Source organism: Rhizobium sp. H4 (assembly GCF_003013335.1).
Classification (GTDB): Bacteria; Pseudomonadota; Alphaproteobacteria; order Rhizobiales; family Rhizobiaceae; genus Rhizobium; species Rhizobium sophoriradicis.
Genome location: NZ_PSOW01000002.1, coordinates 379,454 through 396,421, shown reverse-complemented (window position 1 = coordinate 396,421; position 16,968 = coordinate 379,454). Strand labels below are relative to the sequence as shown.

Here is a 16,968-nt window from a genome sequence, read left to right as displayed (position 1 = left end):
CAGCTCGTCGTAACTAGCAAACCGGCGCCGCCGGGGATGTTAGACAGCTCCGGAATGCGGTTTTCTCTATTCGGGGCAAACCTTGACGCGATAGGGCTCGCCCCAGCGATCGTGCCGCCATTCGATATGGCAATAGTGCGGCCGGTAATAGGTCCGGTAGACGGGATAGGGACGATAAACAGGGTAAGCCGGATAAACGGGGTAGGCGGGGCGAGCGGCTTCCGACAGCAGAGCGCCGCCGACGACGCCGGCGGCAAGGCCGCCCCAGAAGGCATCGCGCGGACGGGCATCGGCGGTGGTGGCAGTGGCGAGCGAGGCGCCGGCAAAGGTCAGCGCAATCAGGCCCGTCGCCATGGTCTTATGAAGAACGGACATGTTAACTTCCTTATCTAGACTGGCTTCTATAAAGCCATGGCGAGACTCTGCCCTGATCGCGGCGGAGCGATGGCCGCGCAAGCGCTTGCCGCATTAAATTTTCGTCATGATTTCAACGGCTGCCGACGTGACAAGGCACTGATCGGACCTTGTCGGAGCGTCCCGATGGTACGTCCTTATGGTTTCCATTGAGCCCGGACTGCCGATCGCAGGTATTTCAGCCCACTTGAGCCGGCGTGTAAAATTCCACCGCGCAAATTTATGGTTAAAACCTTGTTAAACGCCTTGGCGTTATAGTTTTTCTCGTTGATATTTCATTCATTGCGGGAGCGACAATTTCTTGAAATCAGCCGGGGACATACTGGAATTGGCTTGCCGCCGGATCGCCGATCTGGACACCCCGGCCTATGTCAAGAACAGCGAGTTGCGCTATGTCGCGGTCAACGAGGCGTATGCGGAGTTCCTCGGCCGCGAGATTTCCGACTTCATCGGCAGGCGCAGCCGCGAACTCTTCGATCGCCCAGAGGAAGAGGATCGTGAGGACAAGGAACGTCGCGCGCTGGTATTCGGCACCGAGGAAAACGCCATCTGCTTCGACGCGGCGAGCCTCAATCATGAGCGCATCCAGATCGAAAGTTTCTCGCCGTCGCCAGAGCGGATCTATGTGCTCGGGATCTTCGAACCCCGCGAGCGCCGCGCCCACGGCAACAAGGGGATCGGCGGCAGTCCTCAGACTGTAAACGATTCCGGGATCGTAAGCGACCCTCGGTCAGCCGCCGATCTTGCCCAGGTGCGTGAGGCACTGGAAAAGCTCGATCATCCGATCGGCATCTTCGCCGCGGACGGCCGTCCGCTGGTTGTCAACGACGCCCATCGCGAGGGCGCACGTCCCGAGCCACCTGCCGGCGATTCGGCCTGGGGTGAAAGCGTCAGCGAACTCGATGCGCTGCGCACCGTGCTGGAAGATCTGCCGGTTGCCGTCTTCGTACGCGACGACAAGCATCGCCTGATCTATGCCAACAAATATTACGAGACCTTCAGCGGCCGCGCCCGCTCCGAGTATCTGGGAATGACCGAACACGAGATGTTCGGGCCCGAAGGTGCTGAGCCGATCTACCAGGAAAACCTGCTGGCGCTCAGGGATGGCATTTCGGTGGAGCTCGAGAGCGAGATGCCGAGCAAGGGCGGCCACGTCTATCCCGTCATCTCGCGCGTCAACCGCGTCATCACGGCGGATGGGCGCACCTATGTCGTCGGCTCCTTTTCCGACATCTCGCCGCTCAAGGAGCGCGAGAAGGCGCTGATCGCCTCGCGCAAACAGGAAGAAGTGCTGCATCGGGATATCGAGAGCATCCTACGTTCGCTGCCGATCGGCGTGCTGATCCTCGATAACGACCATCGGATTCTCTACGTCAACGACGAATTTTACAGCATCTGGGAGCTGCCGCGCGAGGATCGTTTCGACGGGCGCCCCTTCATCGATGTCATTCGCCGGAACTACGAGCTCGGGCGCTACGACGGAACACGGACGCCGGAAGAGCTCTATGCCTTTCGCAAGCACTTGTTCGAAGCCGAGGAGCCGGAGCCGATCGAGGTCGGCTGGGCGGGCGGCAAATCCGTCATTTTCGACAGCCGGCGCATTTCCAACGATCGCATCCTGCTGACCTATGCCGATATTTCGGCGGTGCGCGAGCGGGAGAAGGAAATTCACGAGACCCGCGCCGCGCTCGAGCGGGTCGGCGAAATGATGCGCGATGCGACGCACGCCATGTCGCAAGGGCTTGCCATCGTCCAGGACGGCATCATCAAGATGTCCAACGAGGCGATGGCCGATATCCTGCAGATCCCGCCCCATTACATCGCGGCCGGCCAGGGCTGGCTCGGCATGTTCGAATTCTGCGCGGCGCGCGGCGATTTTCATGATGCGGCGGCCGAAATCCTGGAGGGCTGGCGCGCCAATATCGCGGCAAGGCAACCGATCTCCACCGTCTTCCATGTCGCCGGCGAGCGCTGGGTGAATATGGATGCGACGGTCAGCACCGGGCAGCATTGGGTGGCGCTGTTTACCGATGTCACCGAGCTCAAGAGTCGTGAGAGCGAATTGCGTGAGCTGCTGTCGCGCGCCGAAGCCGCCGACCGCGCCAAATCCGAATTCCTCGCCAATATGAGCCATGAGATCCGCACGCCGATGAACGGCGTGCTCGGCATGGCGGAGCTGCTGGCCAAGACCAATCTCGATACGCGCCAGAAAACCTTCATCGATATCATCGTCAAGTCGGGCAATGCGCTGCTGACGATCATCAACGACATTCTCGATTTCTCGAAGATCGATGCCGGACAGATGACGCTGCGCAAGGCGGCTTTCGATCTCACCGAAGCGGTAGAGGATGTGGCGACGCTTCTCTCCTCGCATGCCGCCGAAAAGAACATCGAACTGCTGGTGCGGGCCGCACCCGATCTGCCCGCCGCCGTGATCGGCGATGCCGGCCGCTTCCGCCAGATCGTCACCAATCTCGTCGGCAATGCCGTCAAGTTCACCGAGCGCGGCCATGTCTTCGTCGATGTCGGCTTCGAAGCGGCAGCCGGTGGCGAGATCATGGCGAGCATCCGCATCGAGGATACCGGTATCGGCATCCCGGCCGAAAAGCTCGAAACGGTCTTCGACAAGTTCTCGCAGGTCGACGCCTCCTCGACCCGCCGGCATGAGGGAACGGGGCTCGGGCTTGCGATCACTGCCGGGCTCGTCGATCTCTTCGGCGGATATATCAATGTCGATAGCGAATGGGGCAAGGGCTCGGTCTTCACCGTCAACCTGCCCTTCGCGGTGGCGGCCGCCCGCCTGGAACCGAAGCCTCTGCCGATCAACGTGCAGGGTGCGCGTATCCTCGTCGTCGACGACAATGAGGTGAACCGGCGCATCCTCACCGAGCAGCTGTCGCTCTGGGGCTTCGACGGCGTCGCTGCCGAGGGCGGCGGCACCGGCCTTGCGATCCTGGAGGCGGCGGCCGATCTCGGCGTCACCGTCGATGCCGTCATCCTCGACTATCACATGCCCGGCATGAACGGCGCCGATGTCGCCCGCCGGCTGCGCGCCGATCCCCGCTTCGCCGAGCTGCCGATCATCTTCCTGACGTCGATGGATATTTCGGGCACGGAAAAGGAATTCGCAGCGCTGAACGGCCAGGCGCATCTGATGAAGCCGGCACGCGCCAACGTGCTGCGCAACACCGTCGTCGAGGTGGTTCGCGCCCGGCGTGTGAAGCAGGCTTCGCAGGCCGAAATCACCGGGTTGCAGGCCGAACCGGCCCCGTCGGCACCTGTGCCTGCGCCGCAGCAGCGCGTGGCTGCATTCGTCGACGTGCTCGTCGCCGAAGACAACGAGGTCAACCAGATCGTCTTCACCCAGATCCTGCAGGGAACGGGGCTTTCCTTCCTTGTCGTCAATAACGGGCAGGAGGCAGTTGCTGCCTGGGAAAGCCACGTGCCGCGCATCATCATGATGGATGTCTCGATGCCCGTCATGAACGGCCATGAGGCGACCCGGACGATCCGCGAAAGGGAAAAGGGGCAGGGGCACCGGGTACCGATCATCGGCGTCACCGCCCATGCGCTGGAAAGCGACCGGGAACTCTGCCTCGACGCCGGCATGGACGATTATATGTCGAAGCCGATCAGCCCCGAACTGCTGGAAGAGAAGATTCGGCAATGGCTCGACAAGGACGACCAGCAGCCGGGACGTACGAGCTACTGATTTAGGGGGCAGCAGAATAATTACGAACGGACGCCGTATTTGGCCGCAAGACGCGAGGCAATATCGCCGATGGGCTTGATGCGGCCTGCATCCGCGTCGGCAATCCCTTGATCGATTGCAAGATCGAGCGCCTCCAGCCGCTTCTCCTGACCCGGATCCACGTCTTGGTCGACATAGTTTCCAACTTGCTGCTCAAGGCTTACGCTGTTTGCCATAATCGTTCCTCCGTTGGAAACTGTTGCGCAAAGCATTGACCTTCGCAATACCAGTTCATGTGGCCGGTACCCTACCTGACGGGCGCCTTCACACCGCAGAGCATTTCGCGCTTACCGGCGAAGCCTTTGCGGCGTTCCACGGCAAGGCCGGCGGCGATGAGATTGCGGCGCACGAAGCCGGCCGCGGCATAGGTCGCGAAGGTGCCGCCGGCGACGGTCTTTTCGTTGACCTCACGCATCAGCTCCTCCGACCACATGTCGCCGTTGCGCGACGGGGCGAAGCCGTCGAGATACCAGGCGTCGAAGCCCGGCTTCGCCGCCATGACGCCATCGAGGGCCGGGCCGCAGACGACGCTGAGCCGCGTCTGGTCGTCAAGGTCGAGCGAAACTGTCCCATCGGCCATCTGCGGCCAGGCCGCCGTCAGCGCTTCGCGCTCAGTATCGATCTCCGGCCAGTGCGACAGCGCTCGGCAGATCTCGTCGCCGCGCATCGGATGGAGTTCGAAGGAGATGAAATGCAGATGCTGGCCGGCTGCGCGATGCTGCTTCCATTGCCGCCAGGTCTCGGCGAAGTTCAGGCCGGTGCCGAAGCCGAGTTCGCCGATCACGAATGTCTGCCCCCCGTTCCATCGCTCCGGCAGGCCGTTGCCGGCGAGGAAGACATGGCCGCATTCCAGCCGGCCATCCGTCTGGCAATAAAAATGATCGCCAAAGGCGGTGGAATAGGGCATATCGCCGTCGCGCCATTCGAGCGGCTGCGGCGCGCCCGCGCCAATCTGATCAGGGTTCACGTCTGTCATGGGAAAAGCCGATAGTCCTCAGCCGGTCTCAGGTCAATCATCCTGCGAATTGCTGATCGTCGGCGGCGGCATCATGGGCCTTTGGGCGGCCGTCCATGCCGAGCGTCGCGGCATCGGCACGGTCATTGCCGACGCCGGCAGATTGGGCGGAGGCGCGAGCGGCGGCCTGCTTGGCGCGCTGATGCCGCATATGCCGGACCGATGGTCCGAGAAGAAGCAGTTCCAGTTCGATGCGCTGGTCTCGCTTGAAGCCGAGATTGCAGCGCTGGAAGCCGAGACCGGGCTCTCGGCCGGTTACATCAGGTCGGGACGGCTGATTCCGTTGCCGAAGCCGCATCTTAACAAGATAGCACAGGGGCATTGCGAGGACGCCGAGCGCCATTGGCAGGCCGGTGCACGCCGCTTTCATTGGCATGTGCTCGACAGTCCGCCGGTCAGCGGCTGGGTCGAGGACTCTGCGGGCGGGAGCGGCTTCGTGCACGATACGCTCGCCGGCCGCGTCGCACCCCGCTTGCTGATCGCGGCGCTCGCCGCTTTCCTGCGGCGGGCAAAACATGTGCACATCCTCGAACATGCAACGGTTGCCGGCCTCGATCCCGATAGCGGCACGGCCGCGATCGGCGGCGAAAGCGTCGTTTTCGATCGCTGCATGCTGGCTGCCGGCCACCAGTCTTTCCCGTTGCTCGATGCGCTGACACCAGGGCTGAAACAGCCGCTCGGCCAACCGGTGAAGGGACAGGCGGCGCTGCTGAAAGCCGATATCGATCCGGCCTTGCCGACGATCTTCCTCGACGGGCTTTACATCGTCGCGCATGAGGGCGGATATGCGGCGATCGGCAGCACCAGCGAGAACCGTTTCGATGACCCCGCGTCGACCGACGCTCAGCTCGATGGGCTGATCGAGATGGCGCGGGGCATTGCCCCGGCGCTTCGCAATGCGCCGGTTGTCGAACGCTGGGCCGGGCTTCGGCCGAAAGCGATCGACCGCGATCCAATGATCGGTCGCCATCCCGACCATCCCAGTCTGATCGCGTTGACCGGCGGTTTCAAGGTCAGCTTCGGCCTAGCGCACCGGCTGGCGGAAGCGGCGGTTTGTATCGCAGGCGATACAGATTGCGGTTTTTTGCTGCCGGAAAGCTTTGCGATTTCAAGCCATATCGCTGTGGCTTCACGTTAAACGCGAATTGGATACAGCTGCGTTTCGTTATTCTGTCATGCAAATCACCTATCTGCTTGCGCATCGGCAGCGCCCAATTTCATCGGCGCTCACTTCCTTGATGGAGGAAATTGCATGCGCTATGCCATTTGCTTCACGCCTCCGGCGAGCGACCCGCTGTCGCTCGTAGCCGCCAATTGGCTTGGTCGAAACGTATATTCGGGCGATATGCTGGAGCCTCCGGCCGTCCGCGGCCTCGGCATTCACGAGATCGCCTTTCATACCGCGGTGCCGCGGCGTTATGGTTTCCACGGCGTTCTGAAAGCGCCGTTCCATCTGTCCGCAGATATGTCCGAATCGCAACTCCTGCGCGATCTCATGCGTTTTGCCGGGACATTCGCTCCCTTCCAGATTTCACGTCTGGAAATTGCCCGGCTCGGCAGTTTCTATAGCCTGATGCCGAGCGCTCCTTGTCAGCAGATCCAGTATCTGGCTTCGGCAATCGTCCAGGAGTTCGATCGCTACCGCGCGCCGCTGAGCGAAGCCGACATCGAGCGCAGCGATCCGGATGGATTATCGGCGGCGCAGTTCGCCAATCTGCATCGTTGGGGCAATCCTTATGTCATGGACGAGTTCCGCTTCCATATGCCGGTGACAGGCTCGATCAACGCGATCGACATGCCCCGCATCGAAGCGGCGCTGCGAACGATCTTCGAGCCCGCCCTGAAGGAGCCGGTGATGGTTTCGAACGTGGCATTGATGATCGAAGAGGGCACTGGCGGTCCCTTCCGCGTCCACTCGCTGCACCCCATGGGCAAGGTCAGTGCGCGCAGGATCGCCTGACGATGCTTCAATCTAAGTGATTGTGGAGAAAAGATAAATTCTGCCGCGCAGTTTCCGTCTCGACATTCCGGCTGCGGATGATACCGTTCCCCGTCCTTTCAGAAGGTGATTTGATGGTATCCGAGACTTATCCGCGCAATCTCGTCGGTTATGGGCGCCAGACGCCCGACCCGAAGTGGCCCGAAGAGGCATGCGTCGCCGTGCAGTTTGTCATCAATTACGAGGAGGGCGGCGAGAGCTCGATTCTCGACGGCGATCCCGCGTCCGAAAACCTGCTGTCGGAGATCGTCGGCGCGGCTGCCTGGCCGGGACAGCGTAATCTCAACATGGAATCGATCTACGAATATGGCTCGCGGGCCGGCTTCTGGCGGCTCTGGCGGATGTTTACCGATCTCAAGGTGCAGGCGACCGTCTACGGCGTGACGCTGGCGATGGCCCGCAACCCGGAAGCCGTCGCGGCGATGAAGGAGGCCGGCTGGGAGATTGCCAGCCACGGCTATCGCTGGCTGGAATACAAGGATTTCCCCGAGGATCTCGAGCGCAAGCATATTCTCGAAGCCGTGCGTCTGCACACCGAACTGACCGGCGAGCGGCCCTACGGCATGTATCAGGGCAAGCCCTCCGACAATACGCTTCGGCTGGTGCAGGAGGAGGGCGGTTTCCTCTATTCCTCTGATTCCTATGCCGACGACCTGCCGTACTGGGTTAAGGGCGTCGACGGCAAACCTTTCCTGATCGTTCCCTATACGCTTGAAACCAACGACATGCGTTTTGCCACGCCGCAGGGTTTCAACGCCGGCGATCAGTTCTTCACCTATCTGAAGGATGCCTTCGACACGCTTTACGAGGAAGGCAAGGCGGGCAGCCCGAAGATGATGTCGGTCGGCCTGCATTGCCGCCTCGTCGGACGACCCGGTCGGGCGGCGGCGCTGAAGCGCTTCATCGAATATGTGCTGAAGCACGACAAGGTCTGGATTCCGCGCCGCATCGAGATTGCCGAACATTGGCACAAGCACCATCAGCCGGACGCGCTCTGATGCTGTCGCGCGACGATTTCGTTTCCCGCTTCGGCGGCGTCTTCGAGCATTCGCCTTTCATCGCCGAGCGTGCTTATGACAACGGCAGCGTGGTAGAGCCGCTGACGGCATCAGGTGTGCATGCGGCGCTTGCCGCCGTCTTCCGCGCTGCAAGCAAGGAAGAGCGTCTCGGCGTGCTCCGAGCCCATCCGGATCTCGCCGGGCGCCTGGCGGTCGCAGGCGAACTCACCGAGGACAGCCGCAAGGAGCAGTCGGGAGCCGGTCTCGACCGGCTGAGCCCGGCCGAGCATGCCCGCTTCAGCGAACTCAATGCGGCCTATGTCGAAAAATTCGGTTTTCCCTTCATCATCGCCGTCAAAGGGCTCGGCAAGGACGACATCCTTTCGGCCTTCGAGACCCGGATCGGCAATGGCCCGGATGAAGAATTCGCGACCGCAACGGCGCAGGTCGAACGGATCGCACTGCTGCGCCTGACATCGATGTTGCCGGAGGGTGAATGAGCGAGCCGCGTGCTATCGACTATCTCAATGAAATGCAGAAGGCGGCCGCCGAAGCATTGTATTTTGTCGGCGGAATGGATGAGGCGGCCTTCGCCGAGGACAATCTCACTTTCAAGGCCGTTGCCTTCTGCCACTTCACCATCGGCGCGGCTGCATCCCGCCTGCTTGTAGCCCATCCGGAATTTGCCACCGAGCATCCCACTTTGCCGTGGACGAAAATCTGCGGCACCGGCAACCGTATCCTCGAAGACGTCTTCGCCCTCGATCCCTCCGACATCTGGGAGGCAACCTATCGCACGCTGCCGGAACTTCTTGTCGAGATCGATGCCATTCGTCACTGGCATGCCGAAGGCGAGTGAAGCCGTTGCCCGAATTTCTCGACATCCGTCCATTGACCAGATCGACCTTCGCCCCGTTCGGCGAGGTGATCGAAGCCGATCCAGCCTCGATGCGGCTCATCAATGGCGGCACGACCGAGCGTTTTCATGCGCTGGCCGCAGCCGAGGCGGCGGGCGAGGGCGCGCGCGTCATCATAAATCTGTTTCGCGGCCAGCCGCGCAGCTTTCCCTATGATGTCGATATGATGGAGCGTCATCCTTTCGGCAGCCAGAGCTTCTCGCCGCTTTCCGGCCGGCCCTTCCTCGTCGTCGTTTCAGAGGATGAAGGCGGGCGCCCCGGCCGGCCGCAGGTCTTTCGCGCGCGCGGGGACCAGGGGGTGAATTACCGCCGCAATGTCTGGCATCATCCGCTGATGGCGCTTGGCCAGCCCTCCGATTTCCTGGTCGTCGATCGCGACGGACCAGGCAACAATCTGGAAGAATTCTTCTTCGAAACCCCCTTTGTCATCAAAGAGCCAGCCCCATGACCGGACTGACCACGCATGTTCTCGACACCGCCCTCGGCAAGCCGGCAGCAGGCCTCAGGATCGACCTTTTCCAGCTCGAGGGCGAGATCCGCAGGCATTTGAAGACGGTCAAGACCAATGCCGACGGCCGGGTCGACGGCGGGCCGATGCTATCAGGCGAACATTTCCGCGTGGGGATTTATGAGCTGGTCTTCCACGCCGGCGATTATCTCAGGGCCTGCGGCACGGCCCTTCCGCATCCTGCCTTCCTCGATCTGGTGCCGATCCGTTTCGGCATTGCCGACGTCACGGCGCATTACCATGTGCCGCTGCTGATCTCGCCCTATGGTTATTCCACCTATCGAGGCAGCTAGATGAGATTTGCCGCGATCGCCGATATCCACGGCAACCATCTGGCGCTCGAGGCGGTGCTTGCGGATATTCGCGCCGAAGGCATCGAGGAGGTCGTCAATCTCGGCGATGTCTTCAGCGGGCCGCTGGAGGCCGGCCGGACGGCGGATCTGCTGATGCCGCTCGACCTGACGTCGGTGCGCGGCAACCACGACCGCTATCTCATTGAGCAGGATCCGGCTTCCATGCATGCCTCGGATGCCGCCGCCTATCGGCAGTTGTCGCCACCCCAGCTCGACTGGCTGCGCAGCCTGCCATTCGATGCCGTCTATCGCGGCGAGGCGTATCTCTGCCATGCAACGCCGAAAGACGACAACTTCTACTGGCTGGAGTCAGTCTCGCCGGACGGTATCGTTTTCCCAAAGCCGATCGAAGCGATCGAGGCGTTGGCTGAGGGCATAGACCTGCCGCTGATCCTTTGCGGGCACACGCACATTCCTCGCGCCGTCCGTCTCTCCGACGGCCGGCTGATCGTCAACCCCGGCAGCGTCGGCTGCCCTGCCTATGACGACGATCAGCCCTGCTACCACAGGGTCGAAGCCGGCCATCCGCTGGCCGGTTATGCGATTCTGGAAAAGACGCCTGCGGGATGGACCTGGCAGTTCCGCAACGTCGCCTATGACAATCTTGCGATGTCGAGACTGGCGGCTCAAAACCGCCGGCCAGACTGGGCGAGTGCGCTGGCGACCGGCTGGCTGCGGTAGCCGGCCGCCTTCGCGCGCGATAGCGGATTACTCCTTCGGAGGTGCAGCGGCGATAGCCGCCTGCGCGGGGGCGCCGGGTGCGGCCGGAACGACGTGTGGGGCCGCGGGCTTGGCGCTGTCGAGATTGCCAAGCAGGGATGAGATCGCATTATCGCCTTCGAAGCCCGCCTCCTTCAACAGCTTGTCGAGGATCGGCTTGTTGGCCTGGTAGGCGAGCAACTGACCCGCCAGGCCGTCACCCATGCCGATACCGCTGTCGCCGTTCGCGCCGCCGCGGCCGAGCATGCCGCCGGTGTCGAAGATCCTGATGTCGGAGATCTTCTCGATCGGCTTGACCGCCTCGGCCAGCGCTTCGGGAATGATGCGGATGCGCTCGCGGGTGATTTCGAACTCGATGATGGTCTGGCTGAGCTTGTTGCGGGCCTCGTTGAGCAAGGCCTCGCTTTCGGCCTGAGCCCGGCCGGTTTCGAGAATGCCCTTGGCCTTGATGATCGCCGCGTCCGCTTCTGCGGTCGCGAGCGTCTTGATGGCTTCCGCCTGGTCGATCGCGGCCTGCTTCTCGGCCTCGGCGCCGACGGTCACGGCGGTCGCTTCGGTTTCGGCTTTCTTGCGTGCGTCGATCACGGCAATCTGCTTTTCGCGCTCGGCGATCTCGATTGCCTTGGCGGTACCGACCTTTTCCTCTGCAGCGATCGCGGTGGCGCGGGCCGTTTCGGCCGCCGCCTTCGCCTCGGATTCTTCCCGGCTCTTGTTGGCAACGGCGATGGCGCTCTCCTGGGCGACGATCTGAAGGTCGCGCTTGGCTTCGGTATCGCGCTGCTGGACGGCGCGGGCCGCATCGATGTTCGCGCTTTCGCGCGCCTGCTTGGCGGCTGCCTCGCGTTCGGCGATCGCCTGTTCGGAGGCGATACGGGCTTCCTCTTCGGCGCGTTTTGCCGCCTGCTCCTGCTGGGCGGTTTCGGCGCGCGTCGCGGCGGATTTGTTGGCGATGTCGCGTTCCTGGCTGAGTTCGGCCTCGCGTTTCGTCCGTTCGATGGCGAGCGACTGCTGGCGAGCCTCGAGGTCCTTCTGGGCAATGGCGACTTCGGTGTCGCGGACGATCTCGTTGCGCTCCTTCTTGCGGCTCTCGGTGATGCGCGTCAGTGCCGCCAGACCCTGCGCGTCGAAGAAGTTGTTGGCGTTGAAATGCTTGATATCGGTCTGGTCGAGGCGGGTCAGCGACACGGATTCGAGCTCGAGACCGTTCGACTGGAGATCGGCGCCGACGGCTTCCTGCACCGCCTTGACGAAATCCATGCGCTGCTCCTGCAACGCGTCGAGGTTCATTGTCGCCGCCACCGAGCGCAGGCCGTCGACGAATTTAGCTTCGATCAGGATGCGCAGCGCCTCGGCATCGTTGGTGCGGCTGCCGAGCGTCTGCGCGGCAAGCGCGATCGAGGAGCCGTCGGGTTTCACGCGCACATAGAATTCAGCGCCGATATCGACGCGCATGCGGTCCTTGGTGATCAGCGCATCACCTTCGCCGCGGCGGACTTCGAGGCGCAGCGTCTTCAGGTTCACCCTGGCAATCGAGTGGAAGATCGGCAGGACGACGGAGCCGCCGTCGAGCACGACTTTCTGACCGCCGAGACCGGTGCGGACATAGGCCTCGTCACGGCTGGAGCGCGTGTAGAGAGAGGCGAGGACAAAGCCGATGCCGAAGATCAGAACGATGCTAATGCCGGCCGGTAGAAGAATGTCGTACATCATGGCTGCTCCCTGAAAGATTGATTGTCCGCTCCGGCCGGATCGGCGAGTGCGGGAATGGCGATAAACACATCAGCCTTGCGATCGACGAGGAGAACGTGCGTGCCGATCTTCAGCGGGTCCTGGCCCTTGGCAGCCTTGGCTCTCAGAACATGCCAGTTCCCGTGTTGGTCCTTGATCCGGATGCGACCGGGCAGTCCCTGATCGAGCGGGCCGAGCGACACTTCTCCGGTGCGGCCGATGAGCGTATCGAGATCGACGGCATAAGTCTCGTCGTGCGGGACGATCCGCGCCACCGTCCGGCTCGATGCCCTGATCATGGGGAAGGTGACCGCCAAGGCGGGAACGACGGCGACAGTAGCGGGCAACGGGGCCCAGAAAGCGCCGGCGACCGCCTGTACCGCAAAGCCGGCAATGGCGAAGAAGCCGAGCGCCATCATCAGGAGAATAAGCAGGGGAACGCCGCCGACATTAAGCCAGGAGAGGTAGCCGGCAATGCCGTCATGGCCGTGGAGATCCGGTTTTCCGAGAAGCTCCGTGATCGAAAAACCCATGACGGTCGCGAGCATCTCGATCACGGTCAGGCCGGCAAGCACGGCGGCGGCGATCGCAAAAGGAAGGCATTCAGGAGCGAGAAAAAGTCCCATCTGATTTACCGGTTATCCGCCTTGAAACGCGCAAGGCGGGCTTCGATCGCCTGCTCGCGGTGCAATCGGTCGAGTTCGTCCAGTTCGGAACTATGGGCGTTTTCGGCTGATGGAACGCCGGTCAGACGTGAGACCGCCGCGGCGGCGCGGGCGGCATCCGCGCCCGGCGTCGGTCTGTTGTGGCCGGCGAGAGCCTCTTCGGGGTGCCTGGCGATGCTGCGCTTGAAATCGGCCAGGCGAGCGTCGGCCTCGCGGCGCGTGGCGAGCACCGCCTGCAAGGCTTTCTGGCCCTCGTCCACCTGCTCGCTCGCATCGGCCAGCGCCTTGTCGAGCGCGGCGATCTGGGATTCGAGATCGATCTGACGGGCGACGCCGGCCTTTGCCAGATCGTCGCGCCCGGAGGAGACCGCGAGGCGGATCTTCTCATCGAGCGCATTCATGTCTTCGACGATTTCGTCCTTGCGGCTCTGGATGCGGTATTCCTCGGCGCGTGCCTTGCCGAGGTCGGTGCGGGCTTCCTCCGCAGCCGCATCGATCTCGCGGATCGCCTGTTCGATCACCGCGATCTTGTTGACGCCTTCCGCTTTATCGATCGCTGCGTTCGCGATACCCGCGATCAGGCGACCCATGCGTGAAAGAATGCCTTCATTCGTCATGTTTTCCTCCATCCGAGCGGAATTCGGCGTGACGCCGATGTTAATCTCGTAGCGATCATGGTTCGCTACAAGGTATGCGGGAAAAATACTCTCCCATCCCCTGGAGTAACCGGCAACATCGAAGGGCACGGCAAGGCGTCCGTGCACCGTGGCGATGGTCAGGTCCGAGGGGCCTTTGATGGCGAAGAGCTTGTCGTCGAGCGGCAGCTGCAGCGGTTCCGGGATGACGCCCCTGTTGGCGGCGAAATCACGAAGGCCGAGCGTCACCAGCCGGGCTGGCAGGCCCGTCTGCTCGCGAACGGTTTCATAGGCGAGATCATGCAGGACGACGAGATTGGCGCCCGCTTTGTCGTCGATGAGATCGGTCAGGATGTCGTTCATCCTGCGATAGGCGACAATGGTGTCGTCGAGCGCCTGCCGGGCCTGATCGTCAGGCGCCAGCATGTAGCGCAAAAGTGAGGGATGCGATGTTTTGCTCGTGGATGCCATGGACAAAAACATAAAGCACCGCTTTTGTGCTTTCAATAGGGGGCCAGAAAAATACAACCTTTATTTAAGGTGCGGTTAACAGGCGGGAGGGACCAGAAGATGTGCTTGCCAAGCAACTCGCAAGAGGGCTGCGTTCGACGCAGTTCCCGCATAGCGTTGTCAGAGGAAACAGGCGGCAGATCGGCTCCGCTTCCTATCGGGCGGCGGTGCGCGCCTCGCGAATACCGGCGCTGATACGGTTGATGATGGTCCATACGAGAAGCAGAGCCACCACCGCCCAAGGCCACATAGTCCATGCTGCAAACGTGCCACCAACGGCGACAAAGATTCCGAGCGCGCCGAAAAGCACCGCACGGTCGCTCTTGCCCAGTGGCCCGTCGTAACGCCGGCTGGCGCCGGCGGTTTGACCCAATACGCCGGCAAATTCCGTCAGCACCGAGAGGAAAATCACCGCCATGACCGGCATCGCGCCGTTCGGATCGATCAGCGCAAACGGCAAATACAGGGCAGTATCCGACACGACATCGCCGATCTCGTTGAGATAGGCGCCCAAAATGCTCTTTTGCCCATGTTCGCGCGCGAGCATGCCGTCAATAGCATTGAGGCCCATGCGCAGGAGAAACCAGACGGGCACCAGCAGGAACAGCTGCGGAAGCGGAACAACGCTCAGAAAAAAACCAAGTGCAACCGAGACGGCGGCGGCAACTGAAGTCACCTGATTAGCCGTGACGCCTCGCGCCGCCATCGCGCGCACCAGAGGACGAAGGATATTCTGGAACCGGGACTTCAATTGATAAACAGACATGCTACCTCGGTGGAGTTTCGTGGCATCAGAAAATCAATCCCGGCCCCGGCAGTGCAGAACGTCGTCCTTGTGGGGAAGCGGATACTTCATATCGGCTCGCGTATAGGGCTTACATTTGCGACTAGACTTTTGCAATGAATGCAAATCATTGTTCCGCCAGTAGTTGCAACCCATCAAGCGATCAGAATTGGAGTAGACCGTGCTGCAAGCTGCCGACAGTTGGCAACCGTCCTTGACGGCCAGGCCGATGCGTGAATCCGAATTCGTGTCGCACGATGGCACGCGACTGTTTTATCGGACGTGGCCTGCGACCGGCGCTGCGCCGAAGGGCGCAATCATTCTTCTCCATCGCGGCCACGAGCATAGCGGCCGGGTCGCGCATCTCGCCACCGAGCTCGGTCTCGATGATTTTGCCTTCTACGCCTGGGACGCACGCGGCCACGGGCGTTCACCGGGAGAACGCGGCTATTCGCCATCCTTCGCTGCGTCGGTGCGTGATCTCGATTGCTTCGTCCGCCATGTCAGCGAGACAAGCGGGACTGCCGTTACAGACATTGCCGTCATTGCGCAGAGTGTCGGCGCGGTCCTCGCCACCACCTGGGTGCACGACTATGCGCCGCTGATCCGTGCGCTCGTGCTCGCCTCACCGGCCTTCAGCGTCAAGCTCTATGTGCCTTTCGCCAGGCAAGGCATTGCGCTCTGGGAAAAGCTCAAGGGGACGTTCTTCGTCAATTCCTACGTCAAGGCCAGGTTTCTGACCCACGATCCCGAGCGCATCGCCTCCTTTGAAGCCGACCCGTTGATTACCCGGCCGATTGCCTCCAACATTCTGTTGCAGCTTTATGAAGCGGCAGCCCGCGTCGTCGACGACGCCCGCGCCATCACCGTTCCGACCCAGCTGCTGATCTCCGGCAGTGACTGGGTGGTGCGACACGCGCCGCAGCACCGGTTCTACGAAAATCTCGGCAGCCGCATCAAGGAGCGGCATGTGCTTCCTGGTTTCTACCATGACACACTCGGTGAGAAGGATCGCGCGATTGCGCTCGCCGAGGTCCGCCGTTTTATCGATGCGCGGTTTTCCGAGCCCCGGGCGCCTGCCGACCTTACTACCGCTCATATCCAGAGTTATACCAAGGATGAGGCTGACCGGCTCGCGAGCCCTCTCGACGCCACGTCCCCACGCGGCATCTACTGGGCGCTCAGCCGTCTCAACATCAGGCTCGGTGCGCTGGTGTCGGACGGCATAAAGGCGGGAGTCAAGACCGGTTTCGATTCCGGCTCGACGCTCGATTATGTCTATGAGAACCAGCCGCGGGGGCTCGGTCCCGGCGGGCGGTTGATCGACAAGGTGTTTCTCGAGGCGATCGGCTGGCGCGGCATCAGGCAGCGCAAGCTGCATTTGCAGGAGCTGATCGAGGACGGGCTGCAGCGCCTGAAAGCAGCCGGTCGCAGCACCCATATGCTCGACATAGCTGCCGGCCACGGTCGTTATGTCCTTGATGCGATCGAGGCGGCTGCCGTGCGTCCCGATAGTGTGCGATTGCAAGATTATTCCCCCATCAACGTCGACGCCGGCCGCACCAGCATTGCGGCGCGCGGCCTGGGTGATTTCGTCAGCTTTCGCCAGCAGGATGCCTTTGACGGCGAGGGGCTCGCTGCAATCACGCCGGCTCCGGATCTCGCAGTCGTCTCCGGCCTTTACGAGCTTTTCTCCGACAATGCGATGGTTGCCGCTTCGCTGGGCGGGATCGCCCGCGCGATGCAGCCCGGTGGTCTGCTCGTCTACACCAACCAGCCATGGCATCCTCAACTGGAGATGATCGCTCGCGCCCTGACCTCCCACCGTGGCGGCCAGGCCTGGGTGATGCGGCGGCGGACGCAAGAAGAAATGGACCAGCTGGTCGCCGCGGCCGGTTTCCGCAAGATCGAACAGCGGATCGACCAGTGGGGCATTTTCACCGTCTCGCTGGCGGAGAGAATTTGAGGGCA

17 protein-coding genes are annotated in these 16,968 nt (G+C 62.1%); 10 read left to right on the top strand and 7 right to left on the bottom strand.

Features of this window, described 5'->3' with window-relative positions; translation table 11 throughout:
• Positions 1 to 66: 66 nt before the first annotated feature.
• On the bottom strand, positions 67 to 375 hold the full coding sequence (locus C4N04_RS04690; RefSeq protein ID WP_106795518.1) for a hypothetical protein: 309 nt from the start codon (positions 373 to 375) through the stop codon (positions 67 to 69).
• 340 nt (positions 376 to 715) lie between these two features.
• Between C4N04_RS04690 and C4N04_RS04685 the strand changes: the two genes are divergently transcribed.
• Complete coding sequence (locus tag C4N04_RS04685) at positions 716 to 4,126, top strand: response regulator (protein ID WP_106795517.1); 3,411 nt, start codon at positions 716 to 718, stop codon at positions 4,124 to 4,126.
• A gap of 20 nt (positions 4,127 to 4,146) precedes the next feature.
• On the opposite strand, the gene C4N04_RS04680 is transcribed toward C4N04_RS04685, so the two are convergent.
• Together C4N04_RS04680 and mnmD are read right to left on the bottom strand one after the other, a co-directional pair.
• On the bottom strand, positions 4,147 to 4,341 hold the full coding sequence (locus C4N04_RS04680) for a type II toxin-antitoxin system ParD family antitoxin (protein WP_106795516.1): 195 nt from the start codon (positions 4,339 to 4,341) through the stop codon (positions 4,147 to 4,149).
• Positions 4,342 to 4,412: 71 nt separating this feature from the next.
• Positions 4,413 to 5,141, bottom strand: a complete 729-nt coding sequence (gene mnmD / locus C4N04_RS04675) for a tRNA (5-methylaminomethyl-2-thiouridine)(34)-methyltransferase MnmD (RefSeq protein ID WP_106795515.1) — start codon at positions 5,139 to 5,141, stop codon at positions 4,413 to 4,415.
• On the opposite strand from mnmD, the gene C4N04_RS04670 reads away from it, so the two are divergent.
• From C4N04_RS04670 to C4N04_RS04635, 8 genes are all read left to right on the top strand, one after another.
• A complete protein-coding gene (locus tag C4N04_RS04670) occupies positions 5,140 to 6,318 on the top strand; it encodes an FAD-binding oxidoreductase (RefSeq protein ID WP_106795514.1) in 1,179 nt (392 codons plus the stop codon). The two genes, mnmD and C4N04_RS04670, sit on opposite strands and share 2 nt — an antisense overlap.
• A 114-nt stretch (positions 6,319 to 6,432) precedes the next feature.
• Positions 6,433 to 7,140 carry a DUF1045 domain-containing protein gene (locus tag C4N04_RS04665; protein ID WP_106795513.1) on the top strand — a complete coding sequence of 236 codons (708 nt, stop codon included), beginning with the start codon at positions 6,433 to 6,435 and terminating at the stop codon, positions 7,138 to 7,140.
• Between the two features lie 113 nt (positions 7,141 to 7,253).
• Positions 7,254 to 8,177 (top strand): allantoinase PuuE, encoded by a 924-nt coding sequence (puuE, locus tag C4N04_RS04660; RefSeq protein ID WP_038690600.1) that lies wholly within the window; start codon positions 7,254 to 7,256, stop codon positions 8,175 to 8,177.
• Complete coding sequence (uraD, locus tag C4N04_RS04655; RefSeq protein WP_106795512.1) at positions 8,177 to 8,677, top strand: 2-oxo-4-hydroxy-4-carboxy-5-ureidoimidazoline decarboxylase; 501 nt, start codon at positions 8,177 to 8,179, stop codon at positions 8,675 to 8,677. Before puuE ends, uraD begins: the two co-directional genes overlap by 1 nt.
• On the top strand, positions 8,674 to 9,036 hold the full coding sequence (locus C4N04_RS04650; RefSeq protein ID WP_009988784.1) for a HepT-like ribonuclease domain-containing protein: 363 nt from the start codon (positions 8,674 to 8,676) through the stop codon (positions 9,034 to 9,036). Before uraD ends, C4N04_RS04650 begins: the two co-directional genes overlap by 4 nt.
• A gap of 5 nt (positions 9,037 to 9,041) precedes the next feature.
• Positions 9,042 to 9,542, top strand: a complete 501-nt coding sequence (locus C4N04_RS04645) for an ureidoglycolate lyase (RefSeq protein ID WP_096769064.1) — start codon at positions 9,042 to 9,044, stop codon at positions 9,540 to 9,542.
• Positions 9,539 to 9,895 carry a hydroxyisourate hydrolase gene (uraH, locus tag C4N04_RS04640; RefSeq protein WP_096768950.1) on the top strand — a complete coding sequence of 119 codons (357 nt, stop codon included), beginning with the start codon at positions 9,539 to 9,541 and terminating at the stop codon, positions 9,893 to 9,895. The genes C4N04_RS04645 and uraH overlap by 4 nt, the downstream gene beginning before the upstream one ends.
• Positions 9,896 to 10,636, top strand: a complete 741-nt coding sequence (locus C4N04_RS04635) for a metallophosphoesterase family protein (protein ID WP_096768951.1) — start codon at positions 9,896 to 9,898, stop codon at positions 10,634 to 10,636. It abuts the gene before it with no gap.
• 27 nt (positions 10,637 to 10,663) lie between these two features.
• On the opposite strand, the gene C4N04_RS04630 is transcribed toward C4N04_RS04635, so the two are convergent.
• From C4N04_RS04630 to C4N04_RS04615, 4 genes are all read right to left on the bottom strand, one after another.
• On the bottom strand, positions 10,664 to 12,385 hold the full coding sequence (locus tag C4N04_RS04630) for a flotillin domain-containing protein (RefSeq protein WP_106795511.1): 1,722 nt from the start codon (positions 12,383 to 12,385) through the stop codon (positions 10,664 to 10,666).
• Complete coding sequence (locus C4N04_RS04625) at positions 12,382 to 13,029, bottom strand: OB-fold-containig protein (RefSeq protein WP_106795510.1); 648 nt, start codon at positions 13,027 to 13,029, stop codon at positions 12,382 to 12,384. The genes C4N04_RS04630 and C4N04_RS04625 overlap by 4 nt, the downstream gene beginning before the upstream one ends.
• Positions 13,030 to 13,034: 5 nt before the next feature.
• On the bottom strand, positions 13,035 to 14,174 hold the full coding sequence (locus C4N04_RS04620) for a PspA/IM30 family protein (RefSeq protein ID WP_199852443.1): 1,140 nt from the start codon (positions 14,172 to 14,174) through the stop codon (positions 13,035 to 13,037).
• A gap of 193 nt (positions 14,175 to 14,367) precedes the next feature.
• A complete protein-coding gene (locus C4N04_RS04615; RefSeq protein WP_106795508.1) occupies positions 14,368 to 14,979 on the bottom strand; it encodes a CDP-alcohol phosphatidyltransferase family protein in 612 nt (203 codons plus the stop codon).
• Positions 14,980 to 15,178: 199 nt separating this feature from the next.
• On the opposite strand from C4N04_RS04615, the gene C4N04_RS04610 reads away from it, so the two are divergent.
• Positions 15,179 to 16,963 (top strand): bifunctional alpha/beta hydrolase/class I SAM-dependent methyltransferase, encoded by a 1,785-nt coding sequence (locus C4N04_RS04610; protein WP_096762293.1) that lies wholly within the window; start codon positions 15,179 to 15,181, stop codon positions 16,961 to 16,963.
• Positions 16,964 to 16,968 lie beyond the last annotated feature (5 nt).